General features: G+C 68.8%; 21 protein-coding genes and 1 tRNA gene. 11 read left to right on the top strand and 11 right to left on the bottom strand.

The genetic code is table 11. The annotated features are described in order from the left end of the window. Nucleotides 1–211 precede the first annotated feature (211 nt). Both ACMGDM_RS00910 and ACMGDM_RS00915 read right to left on the bottom strand, forming a co-directional pair. A complete protein-coding gene (locus ACMGDM_RS00910; protein WP_436802258.1) occupies nt 212–520 on the bottom strand; it encodes a hypothetical protein in 309 nt (102 codons plus the stop codon). A 480-nt stretch (nt 521–1,000) separates the two neighbouring features. Continuing rightward, nucleotides 1,001–1,077: transfer RNA gene (locus ACMGDM_RS00915), tRNA-Pro, on the bottom strand. Nucleotides 1,078–1,257: 180 nt separating this feature from the next. On the opposite strand from ACMGDM_RS00915, the gene yajC reads away from it, so the two are divergent. The 4 genes from yajC to ACMGDM_RS00935 all read left to right on the top strand — a co-directional run bounded on the left by yajC (nt 1,258) and on the right by ACMGDM_RS00935 (nt 4,632). After that, nucleotides 1,258–1,596, top strand: a complete 339-nt coding sequence (gene yajC / locus ACMGDM_RS00920; RefSeq protein ID WP_436802259.1) for a preprotein translocase subunit YajC — start codon at nt 1,258–1,260, stop codon at nt 1,594–1,596. A 1-nt stretch (nt 1,597) separates the two neighbouring features. Further along, nucleotides 1,598–3,199, top strand: a complete 1,602-nt coding sequence (secD, locus tag ACMGDM_RS00925) for a protein translocase subunit SecD (protein WP_436802260.1) — start codon at nt 1,598–1,600, stop codon at nt 3,197–3,199. Nucleotides 3,200–3,274: 75 nt separating this feature from the next. Further along, nucleotides 3,275–4,246, top strand: a complete 972-nt coding sequence (gene secF / locus ACMGDM_RS00930) for a protein translocase subunit SecF (protein ID WP_436802261.1) — start codon at nt 3,275–3,277, stop codon at nt 4,244–4,246. Next, nucleotides 4,246–4,632: an Mth938-like domain-containing protein gene (locus ACMGDM_RS00935; protein WP_436802262.1), complete on the top strand. Its 387-nt coding sequence runs from the start codon at nt 4,246–4,248 to the stop codon at nt 4,630–4,632. The genes secF and ACMGDM_RS00935 overlap by 1 nt, the downstream gene beginning before the upstream one ends. 34 nt (nt 4,633–4,666) lie before the next feature. Here the strand turns inward: ACMGDM_RS00935 and ACMGDM_RS00940 are convergent, their stop codons facing one another. Next, nucleotides 4,667–5,098, bottom strand: coding sequence for a DUF488 domain-containing protein (locus tag ACMGDM_RS00940; RefSeq protein ID WP_436802263.1), 432 nt, complete (start codon nt 5,096–5,098; stop codon nt 4,667–4,669). Between the two features lie 59 nt (nt 5,099–5,157). Between ACMGDM_RS00940 and trmFO the strand changes: the two genes are divergently transcribed. Continuing rightward, a complete protein-coding gene (gene trmFO / locus ACMGDM_RS00945; RefSeq protein WP_436802264.1) occupies nt 5,158–6,468 on the top strand; it encodes a methylenetetrahydrofolate--tRNA-(uracil(54)-C(5))-methyltransferase (FADH(2)-oxidizing) TrmFO in 1,311 nt (436 codons plus the stop codon). Nucleotides 6,469–6,756: 288 nt separating this feature from the next. On the opposite strand, the gene ACMGDM_RS00950 is transcribed toward trmFO, so the two are convergent. Both ACMGDM_RS00950 and ACMGDM_RS00955 read right to left on the bottom strand, forming a co-directional pair. Further along, nucleotides 6,757–7,218, bottom strand: coding sequence for an EF-hand domain-containing protein (locus tag ACMGDM_RS00950; RefSeq protein ID WP_436802265.1), 462 nt, complete (start codon nt 7,216–7,218; stop codon nt 6,757–6,759). 66 nt (nt 7,219–7,284) lie between these two features. Next, nucleotides 7,285–7,959, bottom strand: a complete 675-nt coding sequence (locus ACMGDM_RS00955; protein WP_436802266.1) for a squalene/phytoene synthase family protein — start codon at nt 7,957–7,959, stop codon at nt 7,285–7,287. A gap of 55 nt (nt 7,960–8,014) precedes the next feature. Here ACMGDM_RS00955 and ACMGDM_RS00960 point away from each other — a divergent pair, with 55 nt between their 5' ends. From ACMGDM_RS00960 to ACMGDM_RS00970, 3 genes are read left to right on the top strand one after another with little or no spacing between them, the layout of a single operon-like run. After that, complete coding sequence (locus ACMGDM_RS00960) at nt 8,015–9,928, top strand: pilus assembly protein TadG-related protein (protein ID WP_436802267.1); 1,914 nt, start codon at nt 8,015–8,017, stop codon at nt 9,926–9,928. Continuing rightward, nucleotides 9,925–10,503 carry a TadE/TadG family type IV pilus assembly protein gene (locus ACMGDM_RS00965; protein WP_436802268.1) on the top strand — a complete coding sequence of 193 codons (579 nt, stop codon included), beginning with the start codon at nt 9,925–9,927 and terminating at the stop codon, nt 10,501–10,503. The genes ACMGDM_RS00960 and ACMGDM_RS00965 overlap by 4 nt, the downstream gene beginning before the upstream one ends. Then, nucleotides 10,500–11,153 carry a TadE/TadG family type IV pilus assembly protein gene (locus tag ACMGDM_RS00970; RefSeq protein ID WP_436802269.1) on the top strand — a complete coding sequence of 218 codons (654 nt, stop codon included), beginning with the start codon at nt 10,500–10,502 and terminating at the stop codon, nt 11,151–11,153. The genes ACMGDM_RS00965 and ACMGDM_RS00970 overlap by 4 nt, the downstream gene beginning before the upstream one ends. A gap of 261 nt (nt 11,154–11,414) precedes the next feature. On the opposite strand, the gene ACMGDM_RS00975 is transcribed toward ACMGDM_RS00970, so the two are convergent. Together ACMGDM_RS00975 and pdhA are read right to left on the bottom strand one after the other, a co-directional pair. Continuing rightward, nucleotides 11,415–12,857, bottom strand: coding sequence for a pyruvate dehydrogenase complex E1 component subunit beta (locus ACMGDM_RS00975; protein ID WP_436802270.1), 1,443 nt, complete (start codon nt 12,855–12,857; stop codon nt 11,415–11,417). Nucleotide 12,858: 1 nt separating this feature from the next. After that, nucleotides 12,859–13,869, bottom strand: a complete 1,011-nt coding sequence (pdhA, locus tag ACMGDM_RS00980) for a pyruvate dehydrogenase (acetyl-transferring) E1 component subunit alpha (protein ID WP_436802271.1) — start codon at nt 13,867–13,869, stop codon at nt 12,859–12,861. A gap of 174 nt (nt 13,870–14,043) precedes the next feature. On the opposite strand from pdhA, the gene ACMGDM_RS00985 reads away from it, so the two are divergent. The 3 genes from ACMGDM_RS00985 to ACMGDM_RS00995 are packed head-to-tail and all read left to right on the top strand — an operon-like array spanning nt 14,044 to nt 17,691. Then, a complete protein-coding gene (locus ACMGDM_RS00985) occupies nt 14,044–15,411 on the top strand; it encodes an MFS transporter (protein WP_436802272.1) in 1,368 nt (455 codons plus the stop codon). Then, on the top strand, nt 15,408–16,328 hold the full coding sequence (cysK, locus tag ACMGDM_RS00990; protein ID WP_436802273.1) for a cysteine synthase A: 921 nt from the start codon (nt 15,408–15,410) through the stop codon (nt 16,326–16,328). Before ACMGDM_RS00985 ends, cysK begins: the two co-directional genes overlap by 4 nt. 22 nt (nt 16,329–16,350) lie before the next feature. After that, nucleotides 16,351–17,691 (top strand): cell wall hydrolase, encoded by a 1,341-nt coding sequence (locus ACMGDM_RS00995; RefSeq protein WP_436802274.1) that lies wholly within the window; start codon nt 16,351–16,353, stop codon nt 17,689–17,691. A gap of 398 nt (nt 17,692–18,089) precedes the next feature. Here the strand turns inward: ACMGDM_RS00995 and ACMGDM_RS01000 are convergent, their stop codons facing one another. The 4 genes from ACMGDM_RS01000 to hisI form a co-directional block, all read right to left on the bottom strand. Then, complete coding sequence (locus ACMGDM_RS01000; RefSeq protein ID WP_436802275.1) at nt 18,090–19,892, bottom strand: acyl-CoA dehydrogenase C-terminal domain-containing protein; 1,803 nt, start codon at nt 19,890–19,892, stop codon at nt 18,090–18,092. A gap of 4 nt (nt 19,893–19,896) precedes the next feature. Beyond that, complete coding sequence (locus ACMGDM_RS01005) at nt 19,897–20,328, bottom strand: MerR family transcriptional regulator (protein WP_436802276.1); 432 nt, start codon at nt 20,326–20,328, stop codon at nt 19,897–19,899. Nucleotides 20,329–20,424: 96 nt separating this feature from the next. Continuing rightward, entirely contained in the window at nt 20,425–20,925 is a 501-nt protein-coding gene (locus tag ACMGDM_RS01010) for a hypothetical protein (protein ID WP_436802277.1), read from the bottom strand. Then, the gene (gene hisI / locus ACMGDM_RS01015) at nt 20,922–21,302 is read right to left on the bottom strand and encodes a phosphoribosyl-AMP cyclohydrolase (RefSeq protein ID WP_436802278.1); all 381 of its coding nucleotides are present in this window, start codon (nt 21,300–21,302) and stop codon (nt 20,922–20,924) included. The genes ACMGDM_RS01010 and hisI overlap by 4 nt, the downstream gene beginning before the upstream one ends. Nucleotides 21,303–21,639 lie beyond the last annotated feature (337 nt).

Below are 21,639 nucleotides of genomic sequence, written 5' to 3' on the forward strand. Positions count from 1 at the left end.
ATTTGATCCTCCTCAAGTGAATGGCGGCAAAATTACAATTGACCCGAATCAGGACATGCGGAGTAATCGAGCGATCTTGACGTAAGCGGTCGGGTATAAGGTCTATCATCGATGTCGGTGAGGACTTGCCGATGCAAATGCTCTCGTCAGTAACATCAGGCACGACTTACGAATTAGTAGTAACCCCAAGGGAGTATCCGCCGCTTCATGATTAGTGGATCGCCCGCGCCTCGCCCCCGCGACGGGCCGGTTTCTCGGCCACCTGTCCGCGCAGCAGCGTCTGCCCGGACTGCGCGAGCCGACAGATGAACCAGCAGCGCGCGTGAAACAGTGTCGCGAACGCCAGGCCTTCGTCGCCCGCGAGGTAGCCGAACGCGTCGGCAATCACCCAGCGCGCGTTGCTCCGGCCCGCCGCCCCCTCGAGCCGGAGGATCGCGATCGTCCATTCCCCCGCGCGGACGACGGTCGTACAGGGATCGCCCTGCGCTGCCGCCGGGAACGGTTCGAAGCTGATGATCATCGCCGCTCGCCAAACCGGTCGACGCAGCGAGCGCGCTGGGCGGTGCCAGTCACGTGGCGCGGTCGCGCGCGCGGCTCGGTCGAGCGTAGATGGTCTGGCGCGCGCATACCCCGCCGCGGTCCGAGGAGATGAAGGCACAGGCTGCGCCGCATGCCGCTGACCGTCAACGGCTACGATCGATTAACCCTTTGGAACGCATTCGTCCGGGAGCGCGGGCATGCTCGATACCGGATCGCCGAACCGCCAGCCCCGGAGGCCGGCAGGGCGTTCCGACGCGGCGAAACGGCGTTGTCATAGCTCGCTCGCCTCGCCATCGGTGCCCGGCCCTTCGCGACACTGAGCCCATGAGCCACGGCTAGGAGCATCGCCATGGAATGATCCGGCTAGCCGGGCCTTGCTGCCGGCATCACGGTGAGTGCTATGTGCTTACTGATCAACAGTGAGCGGGCCATACGGCCCTAGCTATGTGACCTGATTGATTGGTCGGGGCGACAGGATTCGAACCTGCGACCCCCACACCCCCAGTGTGATGCGCTACCAGGCTGCGCTACGCCCCGACCGAGGGGGCGCCTCTACGCGCGGTCTGCAGGCAATGCAAGCGGCTACCCGCAGCCCGTGCAGGACGGACCCGCGCCGCAGCGGGGCGAGCCCGTGTTGCGCCGGGGCGCCGGCGATGATAGCGGCAGCGGCTTCGTGCGGCCGGGCTTCGGCCGCCCCAATGTCATGCACGGAATCCGATGCTCATCTCTCCCGCTTACGCGCAGACGGCCAGCGGCGCCGCCCAAAGCGGCGGCCTCGCCGGCTTCATCAGCCTGGCGCCGCTGCTGCTGGTCTTCGTCGTTTTCTACTTCCTGATGATCCGGCCGCAGCAGAGCCGCATGAAGGCGCTCCAGGGCGCGATCGGCGCGGTAAAGAAGGGCGACTCGGTCGTCACCGCCGGCGGGCTGGTGGGGCGCGTCACCAAGGTGGAGGACGCCTTCGTCGAGGTGGAGATCGCGGCCAACACGCGGGTGCGCGTCGTCAAGGCGACGCTGGCGGAAGTGACGCCGCTCGGCGGCAAGCCGGCGAACGACTGACATGCTCGACTTTCCCCGCTGGAAGGTGATCGGTATCTGGCTCGTGCTGGCGGCGCTGGTGGCGCTGTCGGTGCCGAGCTTCCTGCCCGAGCGGATGACGCAGGGCTGGGGCTTCAAGCCCGCGCGGATCAATCTCGGGCTCGATCTCGCCGGCGGCAGCTATCTGCTGCTCGAGGCCGACACCAACGACGTCGCCGCGACCCGCGTGGAGGCGATGCGCGAGCAGGTCCAGGCCGAGATGCGCCGCCAGACGCCGCGCATCGAGATCGGCGAGATCTCGAGCCGCAACGGCCAGCTCTCGTTCCTGCTGCGTGATCCCAGCCAGGTCGACGCGGCGCGCGAGCGGCTGCTGCAGATCACTGGCACCGGCGCGGGCATGACCGGGCAGCGCCAGTGGGACATCCAGGTGGTCGACACCAGCCGCTTCGTGCTGACGCCGACCGCGGCGGGGCTCGCGCAAGCGGTCGACACCGCGATGGGGGACGCCACCGAGGTGGTGCGTCGCCGCATCGACGAGCTCGGCACGCGCGAGCCGACGATCATCCGCCAGGGCACCAACCGCATCGTCGTCCAGGTGCCGGGTCTACAGAACCCGCAAGCGCTCAAGGACCTGATCGGCAAGACCGCCAAGCTCGAGTTCAAGCTGGTCGACCTTAACGCCGATCCGCAGTCGCTCGCCAAGGGTCAGGCGCCCGCGGGCAGCCAGGTGCTGCCCTATCCGGGCAATCCTGCCGGACTCCCGCTGATCGCGGTGAAGCGCCAGGCGATCCTCACCGGCGACATGCTGACCGACGCGCGCCAGGAGTTCGAGCCGCAGACCAACGCGCCGCAGGTCTCGATCACCTTCGACAGCCAGGGCGGCCGCCGCTTCGCCCGCGTGACGCAGGAGAATGTCGGCAAGCCGTTTGCGATCATCCTCGACAATCAGGTGATCTCGGCGCCCAACATCAACGAGCCGATCATCGGCGGGCGCGCCGCAATCAACGGCGGCTTCACGGTCGACAGCGCCAACCAGCTCGCCATCGCGCTGCGCTCGGGCAAGCTGCCAGTGGCGCTCAAGATCGTCGAGGAATCGACGGTCGGCCCCGACCTCGGCGCCGACTCGATCCATGCCGGCATCCTCGCCTCCGCGGTGGCGGTGGCGCTGGTGGTCGCGTTCATGCTCGTCACCTATGGCCGGTTCGGTTTTTACGCGAACCTCGCCGTGGTCATCAACGTGTTCGTGATCCTCGGCGTGCTCGCGTTGATCGGCGGGACGCTGACCTTGCCCGGCATCGCCGGCTTCGTGCTGACGATCGGCACCGCGGTGGACGCCAACGTGCTGATCAACGAGCGCATCCGCGAGGAGCGGCACCGCGGGCGCGGGGTCGTCCAGGCGGTGGAGCTGGGCTATAAGGAGGCCAGCCGCACGATCTTCGAGGCGAACGTGACCCACGCGATCTCGGGCATCATCATGTTCCTGCTGGGCTCCGGCCCGGTGAAGGGCTTTGCCGTGGTGCTGCTGATCGGCATCGCCACCAGCGTGTTCACCGCGGTGACCTTCACGCGCATGCTCGTCGCCGGCTGGCTGCGCCGCACCAAGCCGAAGACGATCAACATATGACGGCGTCCGGACCGATGACGCCGCGCCCGACCGACACTCGCACGGCACCCGCGCCCCGCGCGGTGACGAGGTAATATGAAACTGCTCAAGCTCGTCCCCGACGACACCAATATCGACTTCGTCCGGCTGCGCGGCGTGGCCTTCGCGCTGACGCTGCTGCTCAGCGTGCTCGCGGTCGGCATCACCGTCTACAAGGGCCTCAACTTCGGCGTCGACTTCGAGGGCGGCCTGATGATCGAGGAGAAGTTCGCGCAGCCGCCCGCGATCGACACCGTCCGCTCGGTGGTCGATGCGCAGGGGCTTGGGGACGCCAACATCCAGCCGGTGGGCGATGGCACGCTGCTGACGATCCGCCTCCCCGTCCAGCGCGGCGGCGACGAGGGCGCGACCAACGCCGCGGTGCGTAAGGTCGAGGGTGCGCTGGCGGCCAAATTCCCCGGCACCACGTTCCTTCGCTACTCCACGGTGTCGGGCAAGGTGTCGAGCGAGCTGATCCGCAACGGCGTCCTCGCGGTGGTGCTGGCGATCCTGGGTATCGGGCTGTTCGCGATCTTCCGCTTCGAATGGCAGTTCGGCGTGTCGACGATCGTCGCGATCGTGCACGACCTGCTGATGACGCTCGGCTTCTTCGCGCTGACGCAGTTCGAGTTCGATCTCAACATCGTCGCGGCGGTGCTCACGATCATCGGCTATTCGATCAACGACAAGATCGTGATCGACGACCGCATCCGCGAGAATATGCGGCGCTACCGCAAGATGGACATGCGCGAGATCATCAACCTGTCGGTCAACGAAACCCTCCCCCGCACGGTGATGACCTCGCTGACGATCCTGCTCGCGCTGCTGGCGCTGCTGTTCCTCGGCGGACACGTGCTGCGCGGCTTCACCGCGGCGATGATCCTCGGCATCGTGGTCGGCACCTATTCGTCGATCTACGTGTCGTCGTCGCTGCTGATCTCGCTCGGGCTGCGCGCCGAGCCCGAAGGCGCCGCAGCGCCCAAGCGCGGCGGGATCGAGAACGCCGAGCGCGTCGGACCGCGCAGCTGATGCGGATGGATCGCGACCGGCCGGCTGCCGGGCCGCTCGTCCGCGGCTTCGGCGCGGGCGGCTATCGCGTCGACGCGCCCGACGGCACGATGGGGGTCTACCCCGCGCTGCTGCTCACCGCGACCCGCGCGGACAATTGGGTGCCGCCCGCGCTCGAGGCGCTCGATGAGGCGACACTGGCGCCACTGCTGGGCGAGCCGCTGGAATTTCTGCTGCTCGGCACCGGCGCGACGCTGCGCCGTGCTCCGCGCGCGCTGGTGGCAGCGCTCGACGCCAAAGGGATCGGCATCGAGGCGATGGACAGCCGCGCCGCCGCGCGCGCCTGGGGCGTGCTCCGCGCCGAGGAGCGCCAGATCGCCGCCGCGCTCTACCCGCTGGATCATTGACCGCTCGCCCGATCGTAGTCGCGACCGACCAGGCTCAAGCGTATAGATCGACCACCTCGCGCCCTGCCGCCGCCTCGCGCAGTAACAGGGTGCGATGACAATGACACGGGTCGCGCTCGAAGCACAGCAGCGCGCTGGGCGTGTCGTCCGCCAGTTCCAGCATCCGCGCCGCCGCCACTTGCGCCTCGGGGAGCGCGAGTTGCGCATCATACACCGCGGTGAGCGTGGCGACGTCGCCCTTCTTCGCCGCGTCACGCCCCGGCTTGGGCGTGCCAAGCGCCTTGAGATGGACATAGTCGATGCCGACCTCCTTCAGCGCCGCGGCGAGCGACGACTTGGAGAAACCTGGACGGCGCGACAGCGGCAGCGCCCGCACGTCGATCACGCGCCGTACGCCGGCGCGCGCGAGCGCGGCCAGGAAGGAGTCGACCGTCGCGCCCTCATAGCCAATGGTGAAGATCGTCATCGCGCCACGCTGGGCGCGCACACCTGACAAGGCAAGCGCGAGCCGCTATCGCGCACCGCATGGAACATGACATTCACGTGATCGGCGGGGGACTTGCCGGGTCCGAGGCGGCGTGGCAGCTCGCCGAGGCGGGGCTCCGCGTCCGCCTGTCCGAGATGCGCGGCGGGGCCGACACCACCCCGGCCCACCACGGCGATCAGCTCGCCGAGCTGGTCTGCTCGAACAGCTTCCGCTCCGACGATGCCGAAAGCAACGCGGTCGGCCTACTCCACCAGGAGATGCGCGCGCTCGGCTCGCTGATCCTGCGCGAGGGCGATCGCCACCGCGTCCCCGCCGGCTCGGCGCTGGCGATGGACCGCGACGGCTTTGCCGCGGGGGTCACCGCCGCGCTGGAAGCCCACCCGAACGTGACGATCGCGCGCGAGCGCGTCGACACTTTGCCCGAGACGCCGGCGATCATCGCCACCGGCCCGCTCACCGCTCCCGCGCTGTCGGAGCAGATCGCGGGCGAGACCGGGCGCGACGCACTCGCCTTCTTCGACGCGATCGCGCCGATCGTCCACCGCGACTCGATCGACCTCGACACCGCCTGGTTCCAGAGCCGGTGGAACAAGGGCGAGGGCACCGATTACATCAATTGCCCGCTCGACCAGGACCAGTATCACGCCTTCGTCGACGCGCTGCTCGCCGGCGAGAAGACCGAATATCGCGAGTGGGAGAACGTGCCCTATTTCGAGGGCTGCATGCCGATCGAGGTGATGGCCGAGCGCGGCCGTGAGACGCTGCGGTTTGGGCCGATGAAGGGTGTCGGGCTCGACGATCCGCGCACGGGACGCTGGCCCTATGCCGCAGTGCAGCTGCGCCAGGACAATGCGCAGGGCACGCTGTGGAACATCGTCGGCTTCCAGACCAAGCTCAAGCACGCCGAGCAGGTGCGGCTGTTCCGCACCATCCCCGGGCTGGAGAATGCCGAATTCGCGCGGCTGGGCGGGCTCCACCGCAACACCTTCATCCGCTCGCCCGAACTGCTCGACCCGCAGTTGCGGCTGCGCTCGCGCCCGCACCTGCGCTTCGCCGGGCAGATCACCGGCTGCGAGGGCTATGTCGAAAGCGCCGCGATCGGGCTGCTGGCGGGGCGCTTCGCCGCAGCCGAGCTGCGCGGCAGGGCGATGACGCCGCCGCCGATCGAGACCGCGCTGGGCGCGCTGCTCGGTCATATCACCAGCGGCGCCGAGGCGGAGAGCTACCAGCCGATGAACGTCAACTTTGGCCTGTTCCCGCCGATCCCCGGCCGTACCAAGAAGGCCGACCGCAAGAAGCTCTACACCGATCGCGCGCGCACCGCGCTGGCGGCGTGGATGGCGGCATAACATAGGGAGCGCGCCCGCTCGGCGGCGCGACGCGGACCGCAACGTCGCAGGTCGTACCGAACATCTACTTCGCGCAGCGCGCGCCTTGCCGATTGGCTCGCGCTTTTGATCGGCTTGTCTGCGTTTCTTCCGAACACGGAGAATGGGCTGGCCAGCGTCGCTACACGCTGCGTCGAACTCGGTCGGGCGGCCGCGCGCGCGAGTGGTTGCGACGTCGCGGATATACCCTGTGCGGCAGGGAAGACGATCGGTGGCCTGCAGCGTCGATACGCCCCAGCGCGCCGCGCATCACTCGTCGTGCGACGGCTCTGCGCAGCGCGACTCGCGGTGCGGCTTGCGCTTGGGTGCGGTGGCGGTGAATTCATGCGGATCGAGCGTGCCGGAATGGTCGCGGTCGGCTGCGGCGAACCGATCTACCGTGCGCGCCGCCCATTCGTCGAACGTCAGCTTGCCGTCGCCGTCGCGGTCCAACTTGGCGAACGCCTTGCGCCGCGGCTCGAGAAATTCGGCGCGGCTCACCTTGCCATCGCGGTCACGATCGAAGCGGGTGAAGCGCGCCTGGGCGCGACGTGCCTCGCCGGCCTCGGGCAGATCGGGCGGCGGCGTCGTGGCGATGGCGGTATCGCTGGCACGCGGGGCGGGCGCAGGTGCGGTGAGCGGTGCGTCCGAACGCGCCTGCCCGCCGACGATCAGCCATCCGCCGCCCACCATTAGCAGCGCCGCCACGCCACCCACCAGATACCGCCACATCCTCGTTCCTCCGCCCGCTCGCGGCGAGGCTATCGAGCGCCGCGGCGGCGGTGCAAGCCCGCGCGCCTATCGTCCTGACAGGCGGTGCCAAAGCAATCGCGCGGCGCGCGCCGGATGGCCGACGGGACGCGGCGCGGGGGCGAGATCGAGTCGCGCGAGTCGCGCCAGCGCGCCCAGCGCGCGCACGGCGACCGGCCAGCGCGTGCGATCGTCGGCGGACAGGCGCGCATGCGCTAGCGTCCGTGCGCGGTCGGCGAGCGCAGCGTCGCTCAGGTGGCGCGCCAAATCGGCCAACGCCCACCCCTCCCCCGCGCGCGCGATCATCGCATCAGGCGCGACGCCGAGCAGCGTTGCCGCGGCGTTGAACAGGCCGGCGCCGCGCGCGGCGGCATGCGTCTCGAGCGAGGCCTCGTCCAGCGGCACGTCGAGCAACGCCTCCCAGCCTTCCACCAGCCGCGCCAGTGTCGCGCCGGGCACGCGCACGATGACGGTCTGCGCGAGCGCGGTGAGCACCGGCTCGGCCGGCGGGGGCGCGTGGTCGAGCGCGGCGAGCGCCTCGTGCCACCAGGTCAGCCGCATCTGCCCGACGAGCGGCTCGCGCGTGGTCCGCAGGATGGCCGCCAGCCGCTCGTCGAGCGCGAAGAGTGCGGCGAGCCCCGCGCGCGCCGCCGCAGCCGCGTAGCCGAGCGCCAGCGCGCGCTCGGGGCCGAACATCGTTGGCGAAATATCAACCTTGGTCACGTTAGCGCGGGCTCCACCCAGTTCGCGGCCGAGCGAGCGAACCGAGAGACACGAGATGCGCAGCCGCTTACGCTTGTTCCCCGGTCCTCGCACGCCCGATCACACCGGGCTACTTCGCGACCGCCGCGGCTCCACCGTCGGGATCATGGCGGCGGCGCTCGTCGTCGGCATCGGATCGCTCGGCAGTGCGATCGACGCGGGGCGGATGTATATCGTCAAGTCGCAGTTGCAGGCCGGCGTGGACGCCGCCGCGCTGGCAGGCGCGCGCGCCTTCGGCGTCACCGACACCAGCGCCAACAGCCGCACCCGGCAGGTCGATTCCTACTTCGACGGCAATTTCCCGCGCTCGCCCGCCTATATGGGCACCACCAATGTCACCGTTGTGCCAACCTTCGCCGTGGTGAACGGCGTCAACGTCACCACCGTCAATGCCGCGGCGACGCTCGACATGTCGTTCATGCGGCTGTTCGGCTTCCGCGAGGTGACGATGCGCGCGGTGGCCAAGGCCGAGCTCCAGCCGCGCTCGCTCGAGGTCATGGTGGTGATGGACAACACCGGCTCGATGAGAGAATATCTGTCGAACGGCAAGACGCGGATCACCGCGCTCAAGGACGCCGCCAACAGCTTCGTCGATATCCTTTTCCAGGGGGGCACCCAGCGCAAGGACCTCGCGCTGGGCTTCGTGCCCTATGACATCACCGTCAACGTCGGCAACCTGCTGGCGGCGCGCCGGCCCGGCGCGGTGGCGCAGGTGAACGGCTTCAACACCACCGTCGAGGCGAACAGCTACGGGACGTGGCCGACCAACCCGTATTACTGGAAGGGTTGCGTGATGGACGACGCGACCGTGCGCGACCTCAGCGCCGACCGTACGGTGTCCGAGCCCGACGCCTGGGACGTGACGCGCACGCTGCCCGGCGAAGGCGGCAACAAGCCGGTGATGCCGTTTTTCGTCCCGCCAATGTATGTGCCCGCGCTGGTCAAAAGCAACGCGACCATCGCTGAAAAGGCCAACAAGGCCGGCGAGTTCTACAATGTCTACGGCGGTGAGCCGAGCAACAATCTGTACCGGCTCGACACCACCTCGTACGGCGACGCAGGCGCGGATTATCTGGCGAACAGCACCGCCTATCGGTCCTGGCTGTACGATTATTATATCGGGCTCAACAACGGCAGCGCGACCAGCGACGACGACGTGGTCCGGCTCAGCAGCCCGAAGAACGGCTATTACGACCCGACCACGGGCGACCGCACGTCCGCCAACTGGTACATCGACTGGAAGCAGATCCCGAATTATTATGCCAAATGGGCGATGAAGCCGGGCACCTCGAGGGTGAACCCGAACGGCGGCATTACCGACAACGGTGGGCAAAACACCACGCCGGGCAAAAGCCCCAACTGGCAATGCCCTGAAGAGGCGATGCTGCCGCTCTACGACCGGCACAAGGCCGACTATGCCGCATATATCCGCGATTCGAATGCGGCGATCTATCCGGCCAACGGCACTATTCACCACGCCGGCCTGCTCTGGGCCTATCGGCTGATGGTGCGTGACGACGTGTTCCTGCGCCCACGCCCGCCCGGGCTGACGGCGGAGAAGCCGCGCCGCGCGATCGTCTTCATGACGGACGGGATCAACGAGGTCGGGCACAACCAGAACGGCTATATCGATCGCACCTTCACCTGGTATGGCCGCTGGTCCGACAAGACCTTGTCCTCGTCGGACGACGCCGGCGTCGTCAAGACGCAGATGCTGCGGCGCTTCGCCAAGACCTGCGCCAATATCCAGCGCGAGGACAATGCTCCGCAGGTCTATATCATCGCGCTGGTGGCCAACAGCGCCGATATCAGCTCCGCGTTCGATGCCTGTGCGCCCGGCCGCGTGTATCGCACAACCAACGCCATCCAGCTCAATGCCGCGTTCCAGAACGTCGCCGCGGAGCTCGTCGATCTGCATCTGACGCAATGACGCGCGCGCCCACCTTGCTCCGCGATCGGCGCGGCGCCACCGTAATCGAGTTCGCGCTGGTCCTGCCGGTGCTGCTCACCGCCATCTGCGGCACGATCGAGCTGGGCCACCTGCTCATCGCGCGTCTGGTGCTCGACGGCGCGGTGGTGGAGGCGGCGCGGATCGCCACTGCTACGATCGACAACAGCCAGAGCGCGCGGGACACGGTGATGCGGCAGAGCATCACCGCCGCGATGGGCAGCTTTCCGCTCGCCACCGGCCAGCAGATCAGCATCACCACGCGCGTCTTCGCCGACTTCAGCACGGCCTATCCCGAGGTATACACCGACGCCAATCGCAACGGAAAGTACGACCTGGGCGAGACCTTCGTGGATCGCAATCGCAACGGGCAATGGGATCCGGCGACCCCGATCACGGGCACGATGGGCGGCGCGGGCGACGTGCTCAGCATCACGGTGCGTTATCCCAAGCAGGTCTTGTTCGGCTTTCTCGGCACGCAATGGGCCATGGGGTCGCTGGTCAACCTGTCCGCCACCACGGTGGTGCGCAACGAAGCCGTGAGCCGCAGCTCGTGAGCGCGCGCACGATCTGGTCGCGCCTGTGGCGCGAGCGCCGCGCCATCGCCATGCTCGAGCTCGCGTTGTCGCTGCCGCTGTTCCTCGGCTTCGTGCTCGCTGGGCTTGAGTTCGCCAATTGGGTGATGGCGAACAATCGCACGCAGCGGCTGGCGTCGATGACTGCCGACCTCGTGGCGCAGAGCGGGGTCGGTCTGGTCGGCGCAAGCGAGAAACAGATCTATGACCTGTTCAGCGCGATCGACATCACCGCCCAGCCATACGACCTGCGCAACTTCGGCCGCGTGGTGATCAGCAGCGTCAAGGGCACCGATGACGACGTCGACGGCGTAATCGAGAACCGCTTCCTGTGGCAGCGCTTCGACGGCAATTACATCGCCGCGCCGCCGCTGCTCGGCTGCGCGCGGACCAACCCGCTGGCGCTGCTGCCCGCAGGGCGCGTGCTGCCGCTGGACGAGATCCTGTTTCACGTCCAGGTGACGTACGACTATCAGCCACTGTTCAGCCGCCGTCCATTCGGCTGGCTCAACCTGTCGACCGCGATCACGCGCAACGCGACCTATCGCGCACGCAGCACGCAATTTCAGACGCCCTCGCCGGTTGCTCAATTTCCCGCCAAGAGCAAGTGCACCACGGTGGACGGTTTGTAGGAGAGCCGCAGCCGCCCCCCGTACGGACTAGCTGACGAGAGCGGCGCCTGCCCGAAACACGGCGTCATCCCCGACTTGGTCCGGGATCACCGTTCTGCGTCAGCAACGCCCCTGGCGTATGCGGCACCGTGATCCCCCGATCACGTCCGGGATGACGGGCATGTACGATGGTGAGCGCCAACTCCGGCCATCGCGAACGTCGTCGCGAACTGCCTCTCCGTGAGGCGCCCCTCTCCCCGCGCGGGGAGAGGGAGCGGCCGCTTACTTGCGGTAAGTCACCTTCTTCACCGCGGCGACGATCTTGTCCGCGGAGATCAGCGCCAGTTTCTCGAGGTTGGCGGCATAGGGCAGCGGCACGTCCTCGTTGGTGACGCGCAGCACCGGCGCGTCGAGGTCGTCGAAGCCCTGCTCCATCACCACCGCGGCGATCTCCGACGCGATCGAGCAGGTCGGCCAGCCCTCTTCCACCACCACCAGGCGGTTGGTCTTGGCGAGGCTCTTGAGCACCGTCTGGGTGTCGAGCGGGCGCAAGGTGCGCAGGTCGATCACCTCGGCGTCGACGCCCTCGCCCGCCAGCTTCTCGGCCGCCTCGAGCGCGAGCCCGACGCCGATCGAGTAGCTCACGATCGTCACGTCCTTGCCCTGTCGCATCACGCGCGCCTTGCCGATCGGCAGCACCCAGTCGTCCAGCTTGGGCACCTCGAACGAGCGGCCGTAGAGCAGCTCGTTCTCGAGGAAAACCACCGGGTCCTGGCTGCGGATCGCCGCCTTGAGCAGGCCCTTGGCGTCGGCCGCATCATAGGGCGCGATCACGATCAGGCCGGGGACGCTGGCGTACCACGGGCCATAGTTCTGCGAATGCTGCGCGCCGACGCGGCTCGCCGCGCCGTTCGGGCCGCGGAACACGATCGGGCAGCGCATCTGGCCGCCGGACATGTAGTTGGTCTTGGCGGCCGAGTTGATGATGTGGTCGATCGCCTGCATGGCGAAGTTGAACGTCATGAACTCGACGATCGGCTTCAGCCCGCCCATCGCCGCGCCGGTGCCGACGCCGGCGAAGCCATATTCGGTGATCGGGGTGTCGATCACGCGCTTGTCGCCGAACTCGTCGAGCAGGCCCTGGGTCACCTTATAGGCGCCCTGATATTGCGCGACCTCCTCGCCCATCACGAAGACGCGCGCGTCGGCGCGCATCTCCTCGGCCATGGCGTCGCGCAGCGCCTCGCGGACGGTCTGCTTCACCATCTCGGTGCCCTCAGGCACGGCCGGATCGCTCACCTCGGACGTGTGCGACGCGGCCTCGAACAGCTGCCGCGCTCCGGTGTCGACCTTCTCCTGCGCGGGGTGCGCCGAATCCTCGACCGTGTCGGGCTTCTTCTGCTCGTCGGCCTGCGCGTCGCCGCGCGGCGAATCGTCCTTGGTCGCGGCGGCGCCGGCCGAGTCCGCCGAGCCCGCCTCCTCGCCCTCGCCGGCGAGTTGCAGGATCACGGTACCGACCTTCACCCCGTCAGTGCCCTCGGCCACCAGGATCTTGGAGACGGTACCCTCGTCGACCGCCTCGAACTCCATCGTCGCCTTGTCGGTCTCGATCTCGGCCATGATATCGCCGGACTTCACCGTGTCGCCTTCCTTGACGAGCCACTTGGCGAGCGTGCCCTCCTCCATCGTCGGGGACAGCGCCGGCATCTTGATGTCGATCGCCATCTCAATACTTCTCCACCAGGACGTCGGTATACAGTTCGGCCGGATCCGGCTCGGGGGTGCTCTCGGCGAAATCGGCCGACTCGTTGACCTGCTTGCGGATGCGCTGCTCGATCACCTTGAAATCGTCTTCCTTGGCGCCGTGCGTCTCGGTCAGCACGCGCTTCACCGCCTCGATCGGGTCGGACTTGTCGCGCACCGCCTGGACCTCGTCGCGCGAGCGATACTTGGCCGGATCGGACATCGAGTGGCCGCGATAGCGATAGGTCTTCATCTCTAGGATGATCGGCCCCTTGCCTGCGCGCACCCAGGCGAGCGCCTCTTCCGCCGCGCCGCGCGCCGCCAGCACGTCCATGCCGTCGATTTGCAGGCCCGGGATGCGGAAGCTCTCGCCGCGCTTGTACAGCTGGTCCTCGGACGAGGCGCGGTTGACGCTGGTGCCCATGGCGTATTGGTTGTTCTCGATCACGAAGATGATCGGGAGCTTCCACAACTCGGCCATGTTGAAGGCCTCGTACACCTGGCCCTGATTGGCCGCGCCGTCGCCGAAATAGGCGAGGCAGACGCCGCCGTCCTCGCTGTACTTGTGCTTGAACGCGAGACCGGCGCCGAGCGACACCTGTGCGCCGACGATCCCGTGGCCGCCGTAGAACTTATGCTCGACGCTGAACATGTGCATCGAGCCGCCCTTGCCCTTGGAGATGCCGGCCTGACGCCCGGTCAGCTCCGCCATCACGTCCTTGGGCGGGATCCCGCACAGCAGCATATGGCCGTGGTCGCGATAGCCGGTGATCACCGAGTCGGCATCGGTCAGCGCCGACTGGAGCCCGACCGCGACCGCTTCCTGGCCGATATAGAGGTGGCAGAAGCCGCCAATCAGCCCGAGCCCATAAAGCTGCCCGGCCTTCTCCTCGAAGCGGCGGATCAGCAGCATGTCCTCGTAGAACTTCAGCAGCTCTTCTTTGCTCGCCTCATACGGACGCGGGTCCGACGGGCGCTCGCGATTCGTCTTCATCGGGTCGGCGGGGGGCGTATCGCCGGCGATTGCCGGGCTGCGTGCTGGGGCTTTTGCCACGATGGACAGGACCTCATTCCTTGGGGAGATGGGGGCCTATAGGCGCGGGTCGCGTCGGACTGCAAACCCCACCGGGTTGCAAGGGTTTCAGTGCGGGTCTACGCCGCTGCTCCGATGCCCGCCCCGATCGACCCGCCGGCCGCGCCGCGCCACCCGTTACGCATCGCCAACTTCCGCGCTTACTGGCTGGCGCGCTTCGCGGGCACGATCGCGATCAGCGCGCAGGCGATCATCATCGGCTGGCAGGTCTACAGCCTCGCGCGCCAGACCATGGACATCCGCGACGCCGCCTTTCTCCTGGGCATGATCGGGCTGGTGCAGTTCATTCCCTTGTTCCTGCTGACCCCCGTCGTCGGCTTGGTGGCGGACACGGTCGACCGGCGCTGGATCGTGCGCGGTACCACCGCACTGCTGGTGCTCAACGCCGCCACGCTCGGTCTGCTGACCTGGTCGGGCCAGCTCGGCCTTCCGTATCTTTTCGTGTCCGCGGTGCTGATCGGTATCGCGCGTGCCTTTTCGGGACCGGCCTATTCCGCTTTGGCGCCGAATCTCGTCCCCAAGGAGAGCCTGCCGACCGCGATCGCGATCTCCTCGATCGCGTGGCAGTTCGGGACGATCGCGGGGCCGAGTGTCGGCGGGCTGCTCTTCGCGATCCACCCGGACGTGGCCTATGGCGTGATCTCAGGCCTGCTGCTGCTCGCGCTCGGACTGATGTTCCTGATCGGCAAGGTGCCGCAGCCGCCGGCGCAGAAGGATCGCCGCCCGCTCCAGCGCATCCTCGACGGTTTCTCCTATGTCCGCCGCAACCGCCTGGTGCTTGCGGCGATCACGCTTGACCTGTTCGCGGTGCTGCTGGCGGGCGCGACCGCGCTGCTGCCGATCTTCGCGCGCGACATCCTCCACGTCGGCGCTTCGGGGCTGGGCGTGCTGGCGGCGGGCATGGGGATCGGCGCGGCGAGCACCGCGATCTGGTTCTCGTTCCGCCCGATGAAGCGCAACGTGGGCGTGAAGATGCTGACGTCGGTGATCGTCTTCGGGCTCGGCATTCTCACTTTCGGCGTGGCGACCCAGGTCACCGACGCGCTCGGCATCACCCATGTCGCGCTCGGCGCGGGGCGGCCGGTGCTCCAGACCGACTTCCTGCTCAGCCTCGCCGGGCTGATCATCGCCGGCGGCGCGGACATGGTGTCGGTCTATGTCCGCACCTCGCTGATCCAGCTGCACACGCCCGATTCGATGCGCGGGCGCGTCAGCGCGGTGTCGCAGCTCACCATCTCGGCCTCGAACGAGCTCGGCGAGGCGGAGAGCGGATTGATGGCGTCGCTGCTCGGGCCCGTGGGCGCGGTGGTGTTCGGCGGCGTCGGCGCGATCGCGATCACGCTGCTATGGTCGCGGCTCTTCCCGGAACTCAAGAACGCGCGGACCTTTGACCCGCCCGAGATGCTAGAGACCGAACCCCAGCACGGAGTAGCGCAGCCATGAAGGCCCAGACCATCCTGGAGACGATCGGCAACACGCCGCATATCCGAGTCCGCAAGCTTTTTCCGGGCTCGGAAGTATGGATCAAGTCCGAGCGGTCGAACCCCGGCGGCTCGATCAAGGACCGCATCGCGCTGGCGATGATCGAGGCAGCCGAGGCGTCGGGCGCGCTCCGGCCCGGTGGCACGATCGTCGAGCCGACCAGCGGCAATACCGGGATCGGCCTCGCCATGGTCGCCGCGGTGAAAGGCTATAAGCTGATCCTGGTCATGCCCGAGAGCATGAGCCTCGAGCGCCGCCGGCTGATGCTCGCCTATGGCGCGCAGTTCGACCTCACCCCGCGCGAGAAGGGGATGAAGGGCGCGATCGAGCGCGCGCTCGAATTGGTGGAGCAGACGCCGGGCGCGTGGATGCCGCAGCAGTTCGAGAACCCCGCCAACGTCGACGTCCATGTCCGCACCACCGCGCAGGAGATCCTGAACGATTTCCGCGACTCCCCGATCGACGTCATCATCACCGGCGTCGGCACCGGCGGGCACATCACCGGCGTGGCCGAGACGCTGAAGAAGGAGTGGCCAAACCTCAAGGTCTTCGCGGTCGAGCCCCAGGCCTCGCCGGTGATCTCGGGCGGTCAGGCCGGGCCACACCCGATCCAGGGCATCGGCGCCGGCTTCATCCCCGCCAACCTCCACACCCAGGCGCTTGACGGCGTGATCGAGGTCGACGCCGCGGTGGCCAAGGACATGGCGCGGCGCGCCGCGCGTGAGGAAGGCATGCTGGTCGGCATCTCCTCGGGCGCGACGCTCGCCGCCATCCTGCAGAAACTGCCCGACCTGCCCGACGACGTGCGCGTGCTCGGCTTCAACTACGACACCGGCGAGCGCTACCTCTCGGTGCCGGACTTCCTGCCGGAGAATTGAGCTGAGCGGCATCAGCGCGCGGTTGGGCGCGATCCTCGGCGGCATTGCGCTGCTGGCGATCGCGGGACCGTTGGTGGTGATCCAGCGCACCCCGGCGGTGCCGCGCGCGATCGCGGCCAAGGTACGACCGCCGCAGCGGGTCGCACCGCCGACCGAGCTGCCCGAGGTTGAGCCGGTCGAGCTGCAGGACCTCACCGCCGAGGAGGCGCGCGCCTATAACGCGGGCATCCCGTTCGTGCGCGGGCCCAGGCCGGCGGCGCAGCCGTTCCGCTTCGTCGGCGACGCGGCGGCGCTGGCGCGCGCGACCGACTGCCTCGCCGCCGCGGCCTGGTACGAGGCGGGAGATGATCCCTCCGGGCAGCGTGCGGTGGTGCAGGTGGTGCTCAACCGGCTGCGCCATCCCGCGTTTCCCAAAACCGTGTGCGGGGTGGTGTTCCAGGGGTCGGAGCGCAGCACCGGCTGCCAGTTCACCTTCACCTGCGACGGCGCGCTGGCGCGTCATCCCGGCGCACCCGCGTGGGATCGCGCGCGCAAGGTCGCGGCGGACGCGCTGGCGGGCAAGGTCGAGAAGAAGATCGGCTACGCCACCCACTATCACACCGATTGGGTGGTGCCCTATTGGAGCTCCAGCCTCGACAAGATCGCCGAGGTCCACACCCATCTGTTCTTCCGCTGGACGGGATGGTGGGGCACGCCGCCCGCCTTCCGCCGCACGGTATCGAGCGCCGAGCCGGTGATCGCCGCGCTCGCCGCGGTGTCGCCGGCACACCAGCTGGGCGGCGCGCTGGCCGAGGCGGACGCCGCCACCGCGGCGGCGGCGCCGCTGCTGGCGGGCGCGCCCGCTCCGGCCCCGGCGGCGACACCGCTGCCCGGCGATGACGACGCCTTTGCGATGGTGCTGGGCGGCGACTCGCCCGAGCGCTACGTCGACGCCGCGCGCGCGGCGTGCGGCGAGCGCGCGCGGTGCAAGTTCATGGGCTGGACCGACCGCGCGCAGCTGCCGGGATCGGCGACGATGACGCCGCAGCAGATCGCGGCGATGTCGTTCAGCTATCTCCGTAACAAGGATGCGGGCATCGAGCGGATGCTGTGGAACTGCAAGGAGTTCCCGCGCACCGGCCCGGGGCTGTGCATGCGCCGCCAGCCGATTCCGCAGCTCGCGCCGCCGTCCGGCGCGCTCCCGGCGGGGCCGGAGCCGCTCGACGGCGTGCGGCGGCGCGAGGGAGCGGGTGGAAGAAGCCTCTCCTCACCAGGAGCGACAGGTGAACTGCGCCCCGCGCCGTCGCGGTCTGACCGACCGGAAGCTGGCGGCCCCACGAACGCCGCCGTCACGGCGAAGCTCCACCCTCAACCCCTCCCCTAAAGACGTCGCTGCTCGACACCTTGCTGCGCTCCTGCGCACGCAGGAGCCTAGAGGCACATGCACCAGCAGGACTTGCTCTGCTTGGCTCTGGGTTCCGGCGTTCGCCGGAACACGGGTACACAACACGCGAGTTCGGCGACTTCGCAACGATCCGCCGCAGGGTCAGGGAAAGATGCGCGCCAATCCTCCCCGCCCGCGGCGAGGGGGACCGCGCCCGCAGGGCGTGGTGGAGGGGGCTCACCCCGAACGCACCGGCCCGCGAGCGGAGCCCCCCCTCCGTCAGCGCTGACGCGCTGCCAGTGCGGGCGAGATGGTGTCCCCCGGGCACCATCTTGGCTTGCCCGGGGGCACGCCAAAGCCGCACTCCCGGTGCCGGGGGGTATCTGAGAGCCGCACCCTCACGCCGCCGCGAACATCTCCGGCGGCAGTGCCATGATCGCCTCGGCGCCGCCCTCGATCTTGCGGCGCAGCGCGCCGGCCTCGGGCAGCACGCGCTCGGCGAAGAAGCGCGCGGTCACCAGCTTGGCGTCGAGGAAGGCGACGTCACCCGATCCCTCCGCCTTCAGCCGGGCCGCCGCCCCCGCCATGCGCAGCCACATCAGCCCGACCGCGACCACGCCGACGAGGTGCATGTACGGCACCGCCCCGGCGCCGACATTGTTGGGATCCTTCATCCCGTTGGCCAGGAACCACATGGTCGCCGCCTGCAGCTCGCCCGCGGCCTTCTCCAGCCGCACGGCGAGATCGGCGGTGGCGGGCTCGGACTTGCCCGCCGCGATCTCCTCCATCACCAGCTTGCCGAACGCCTGCACCGCGCGGCCGCCGTTCTGCGCCAGCTTGCGCCCGACCAGATCCATCGCCTGCACGCCGTTGGTGCCCTCGTAGATCATCGCGATCCGCGCATCGCGGACATACTGCTCCATGCCCCATTCGGCGATATAGCCGTGGCCGCCATAGACCTGCTGTGCGTTGGTCGCGATCTCATAGCCACGATCGGTGCCGACGCCCTTGATCACCGGCGTGAGCAGCCCGAGCAGGTCACCCGCGAGCTGGCGATCCGCCTCGTCAGGAGCGTAATGCTCGAGATCGGCCTGGAGCGCGCCCCACAGGCACAGAGCGCGCAGCCCCTCGGTCCAGGCCTTGCCCTCCATCAGCATGCGCCGCACATCGGGGTGGACGAACAACGTGTCGGCCTTCTCGCCCGGCTCGGCCGGGCCGGTGAGCGCGCGACCCTGCCGCCGGTCCTTCGCGTACTGCACCGCGTTCTGATACGCCGTTTCCGCGACGCCGAGCCCCTGCAGCCCGACGCCGAGCCGCGCCGCGTTCATCATGATGAACATCGCGGCGAGCCCCTTCATCTCCTCGCCGACGAGCCAGCCGGTGGCGCCGTCATAGTTCATCACGCAGGTCGAATTGGCGTGGATGCCCATCTTGTGCTCGATCGAGCCGCACGTCACCGCGTTGCGCGCGCCGAGCGAGCCGTCGTCCTCGACCAGCACCTTGGGCACCACGAACAGCGAGATGCCCTTGGAGCTGTCGGGCGCGCCCGGCGTCTTGGCCAGCACGAGGTGGATGATATTGTCGGTCAGGTCATGCTCGCCCGCCGAGATGAAGATCTTGGTGCCGGTGATCTTGTAGCTGCCGTCGGCCTGCGGCTCGGCGCGGGTGCGGATCAGGCCAAGGTCGGTGCCGCACTGCGGCTCGGTGAGGTTCATCGTGCCGCCCCACTCGCCCGACACCATCTTGGGCAGGTACTTCTGCTGCTGCTCGGGGCTGCCCTTCACCACCAGCGCCGCGATCGCGCCGTGCGCGAGGCCGGGGTACATCGCGAACGCCATGTTCGCCGAGATCATATATTCCTGGAAGGCTGTGGAGACGACGTGCGGCATCCCCTGCCCGCCGAACGCCTCGGGCGCGCTCAGCGTGCCCCAGCCCGACTCGACGAACTGCCGGTACGCCTCCTTGAACCCCTTGGGGGTGGTGACGCTGCCGTCGGCGTGGCGGGTGCAGCCCTCCTGATCGCCCGACTGGTTGAGCGGGAACAGCACCTCGGCGACGAAGCGCCCGCCCTCCTCCAGCACCGCCTCGACCGTGTCGGGCGTGGCGGCGGCGAAGCCGGGGACGTTGGCGTAGCGATCGAGCCCGATTACCTGCTCGAGGACGAAGCGGGTGTCGCGCACGGGGGGAGTATATTGCGGCATCGTCTCAGCTTTCCTTCGCTTTGCCACCCTCGACCACCGTCAGGAACTCGGCCAGCTCGGTGATCGCGGCGTCGATATCGTGCTTCTGTTGCTGGAGCGCGGCGATGCGCTCGCGGCAGCGCTCGATCGCCACCGCGCGCTGCTTCTGCCGCCCGTCCCCGACGTCGTAGAGGTCGATCATCTCGCGGATGTCGGCGAGGCTGAACCCCACGCGCTTGCCGCGCAGGATCCACGCCAGCCGCGCGCGGTCACGGTGCGAGTAGATGCGGACCGTTCCGCGCCGCTCGGGCGCGATCAGCCCCTCGTCCTCGTAGAAGCGCAGCGCGCGCGGCGTGACGCCGAACTCGGCCGAGAGATCCGTGATGGTGAAATGATCGCGGTCCACGCGCGGCGGAACGACGGCATAAGCGGCAGACGCGTCGGCAAGGTCGCTCATGACGAGCGAGGTAGCTTCCCTTTACGTGAACGTCAACCGGGCGGCGAGCGGACGGGCGCCCGATCAGGGATGCGACGACGTGTTGAGCCGCTCGCCCTATTCGTTTCCGCACAGCAGCCGCCCGTCGGCGCCGCGGGTGCGGGTCGCCTCCGCGGCCGAGTCGCTCCATCGCTCCAGCCGCAGCCCCGCGAGCGCGGCACGCCCCGAGCAGCGTGAGTCGCACCCCGTCGGCAGGGTCGTCGGGACCAGCAGCGAATCGCCGTCGAACGCCAACGTCACCGTGCAGCCGGCGCCGAGATCCGCGGTCAGCGCCGCGCCGACCCGGCCGATCCCGCGCGCGACGCAGCGCTGCCCCGCGCCATAATCGACGCTTGCGCCAACCCGGACCGACCCGTCCGGGCGCGGGGCGAGACAGAGCCGTGCCGCCTCCGCGGCGAAGAGGCCGACCGGACGCGACTGCGCCGAGGCGGCCACCAGCCCGGCGCTGGCCGCGGCGCGCTCCAGCGCGGCGCCGGCGGGGGGAGACGGGGGCGTCGGCGTCGCGCGCTCGCAGCCGGCGAGCAGCAGCGTCACAAGTGCGAGCGCGCGCCGGCTCACGCCACCGGGCTCAGCGCGCCCTCTCCGCCTTCGTCGCCGAGCGCGACCTCGCGGTAGAAACAGCTGCGCGCGCCGGTGTGGCAGGCCGGCCCCGCGGGATCGACGATGAGCCACAAGGCGTCCTGGTCGCAATCGACCCGCAGCGCGACGACGCGCAGCACGTTGCCCGAGGTCTCCCCCTTCTTCCACAGCCGCTTGCGGCTGCGCGAGTAGAAGGTGGCTTCGCCGGTGGCGCGCGTGGCGGCGATCGCCGCCGCGTTCATATGGGCCACCATCAGCAGCTCGCCGCTGGTCCGGTCGGTCACCACCGCGGTGACCAGGCCGGCGGAGTCGAACTTGGGCAGGAAGTCGCTGCCGGTCTCGCGCGTGTCGCTCATGTGGAACCGCGTAGAGCGGGACGCGCCCGGTTTGAAGCAGCGATGTGCATCCTGGGTCGTGCTTGGTGCCCCGGCGGAAGCGGGCGTCCAGGGGGGAAGGTCTTTGTGAGTGGTAGGACCGGCTCTTCCCGCCAGCGGTTTTCTGCAAGGGTTTGTTGCCGCTCGCCTCTCCGCTGTTTTCCCGCGGACGCGGGATCCCAGGGCCAAGCAGACAACCGCACGCGGCGTTCCGGACTCCTGGGCTCCGGCGTGCGCGGGAGCACAAGGCGTTTGCGGAGCAATCCTGCCAGCTCGCGTGGCGAGCCACCCGTTCAAGCCACCTAGGCGTTTTCACCTG

It is taken from the genome of Sphingomonas larreae, from assembly GCF_051400595.1.
Lineage (GTDB): Bacteria > Pseudomonadota > Alphaproteobacteria > Sphingomonadales > Sphingomonadaceae > Sphingomonas.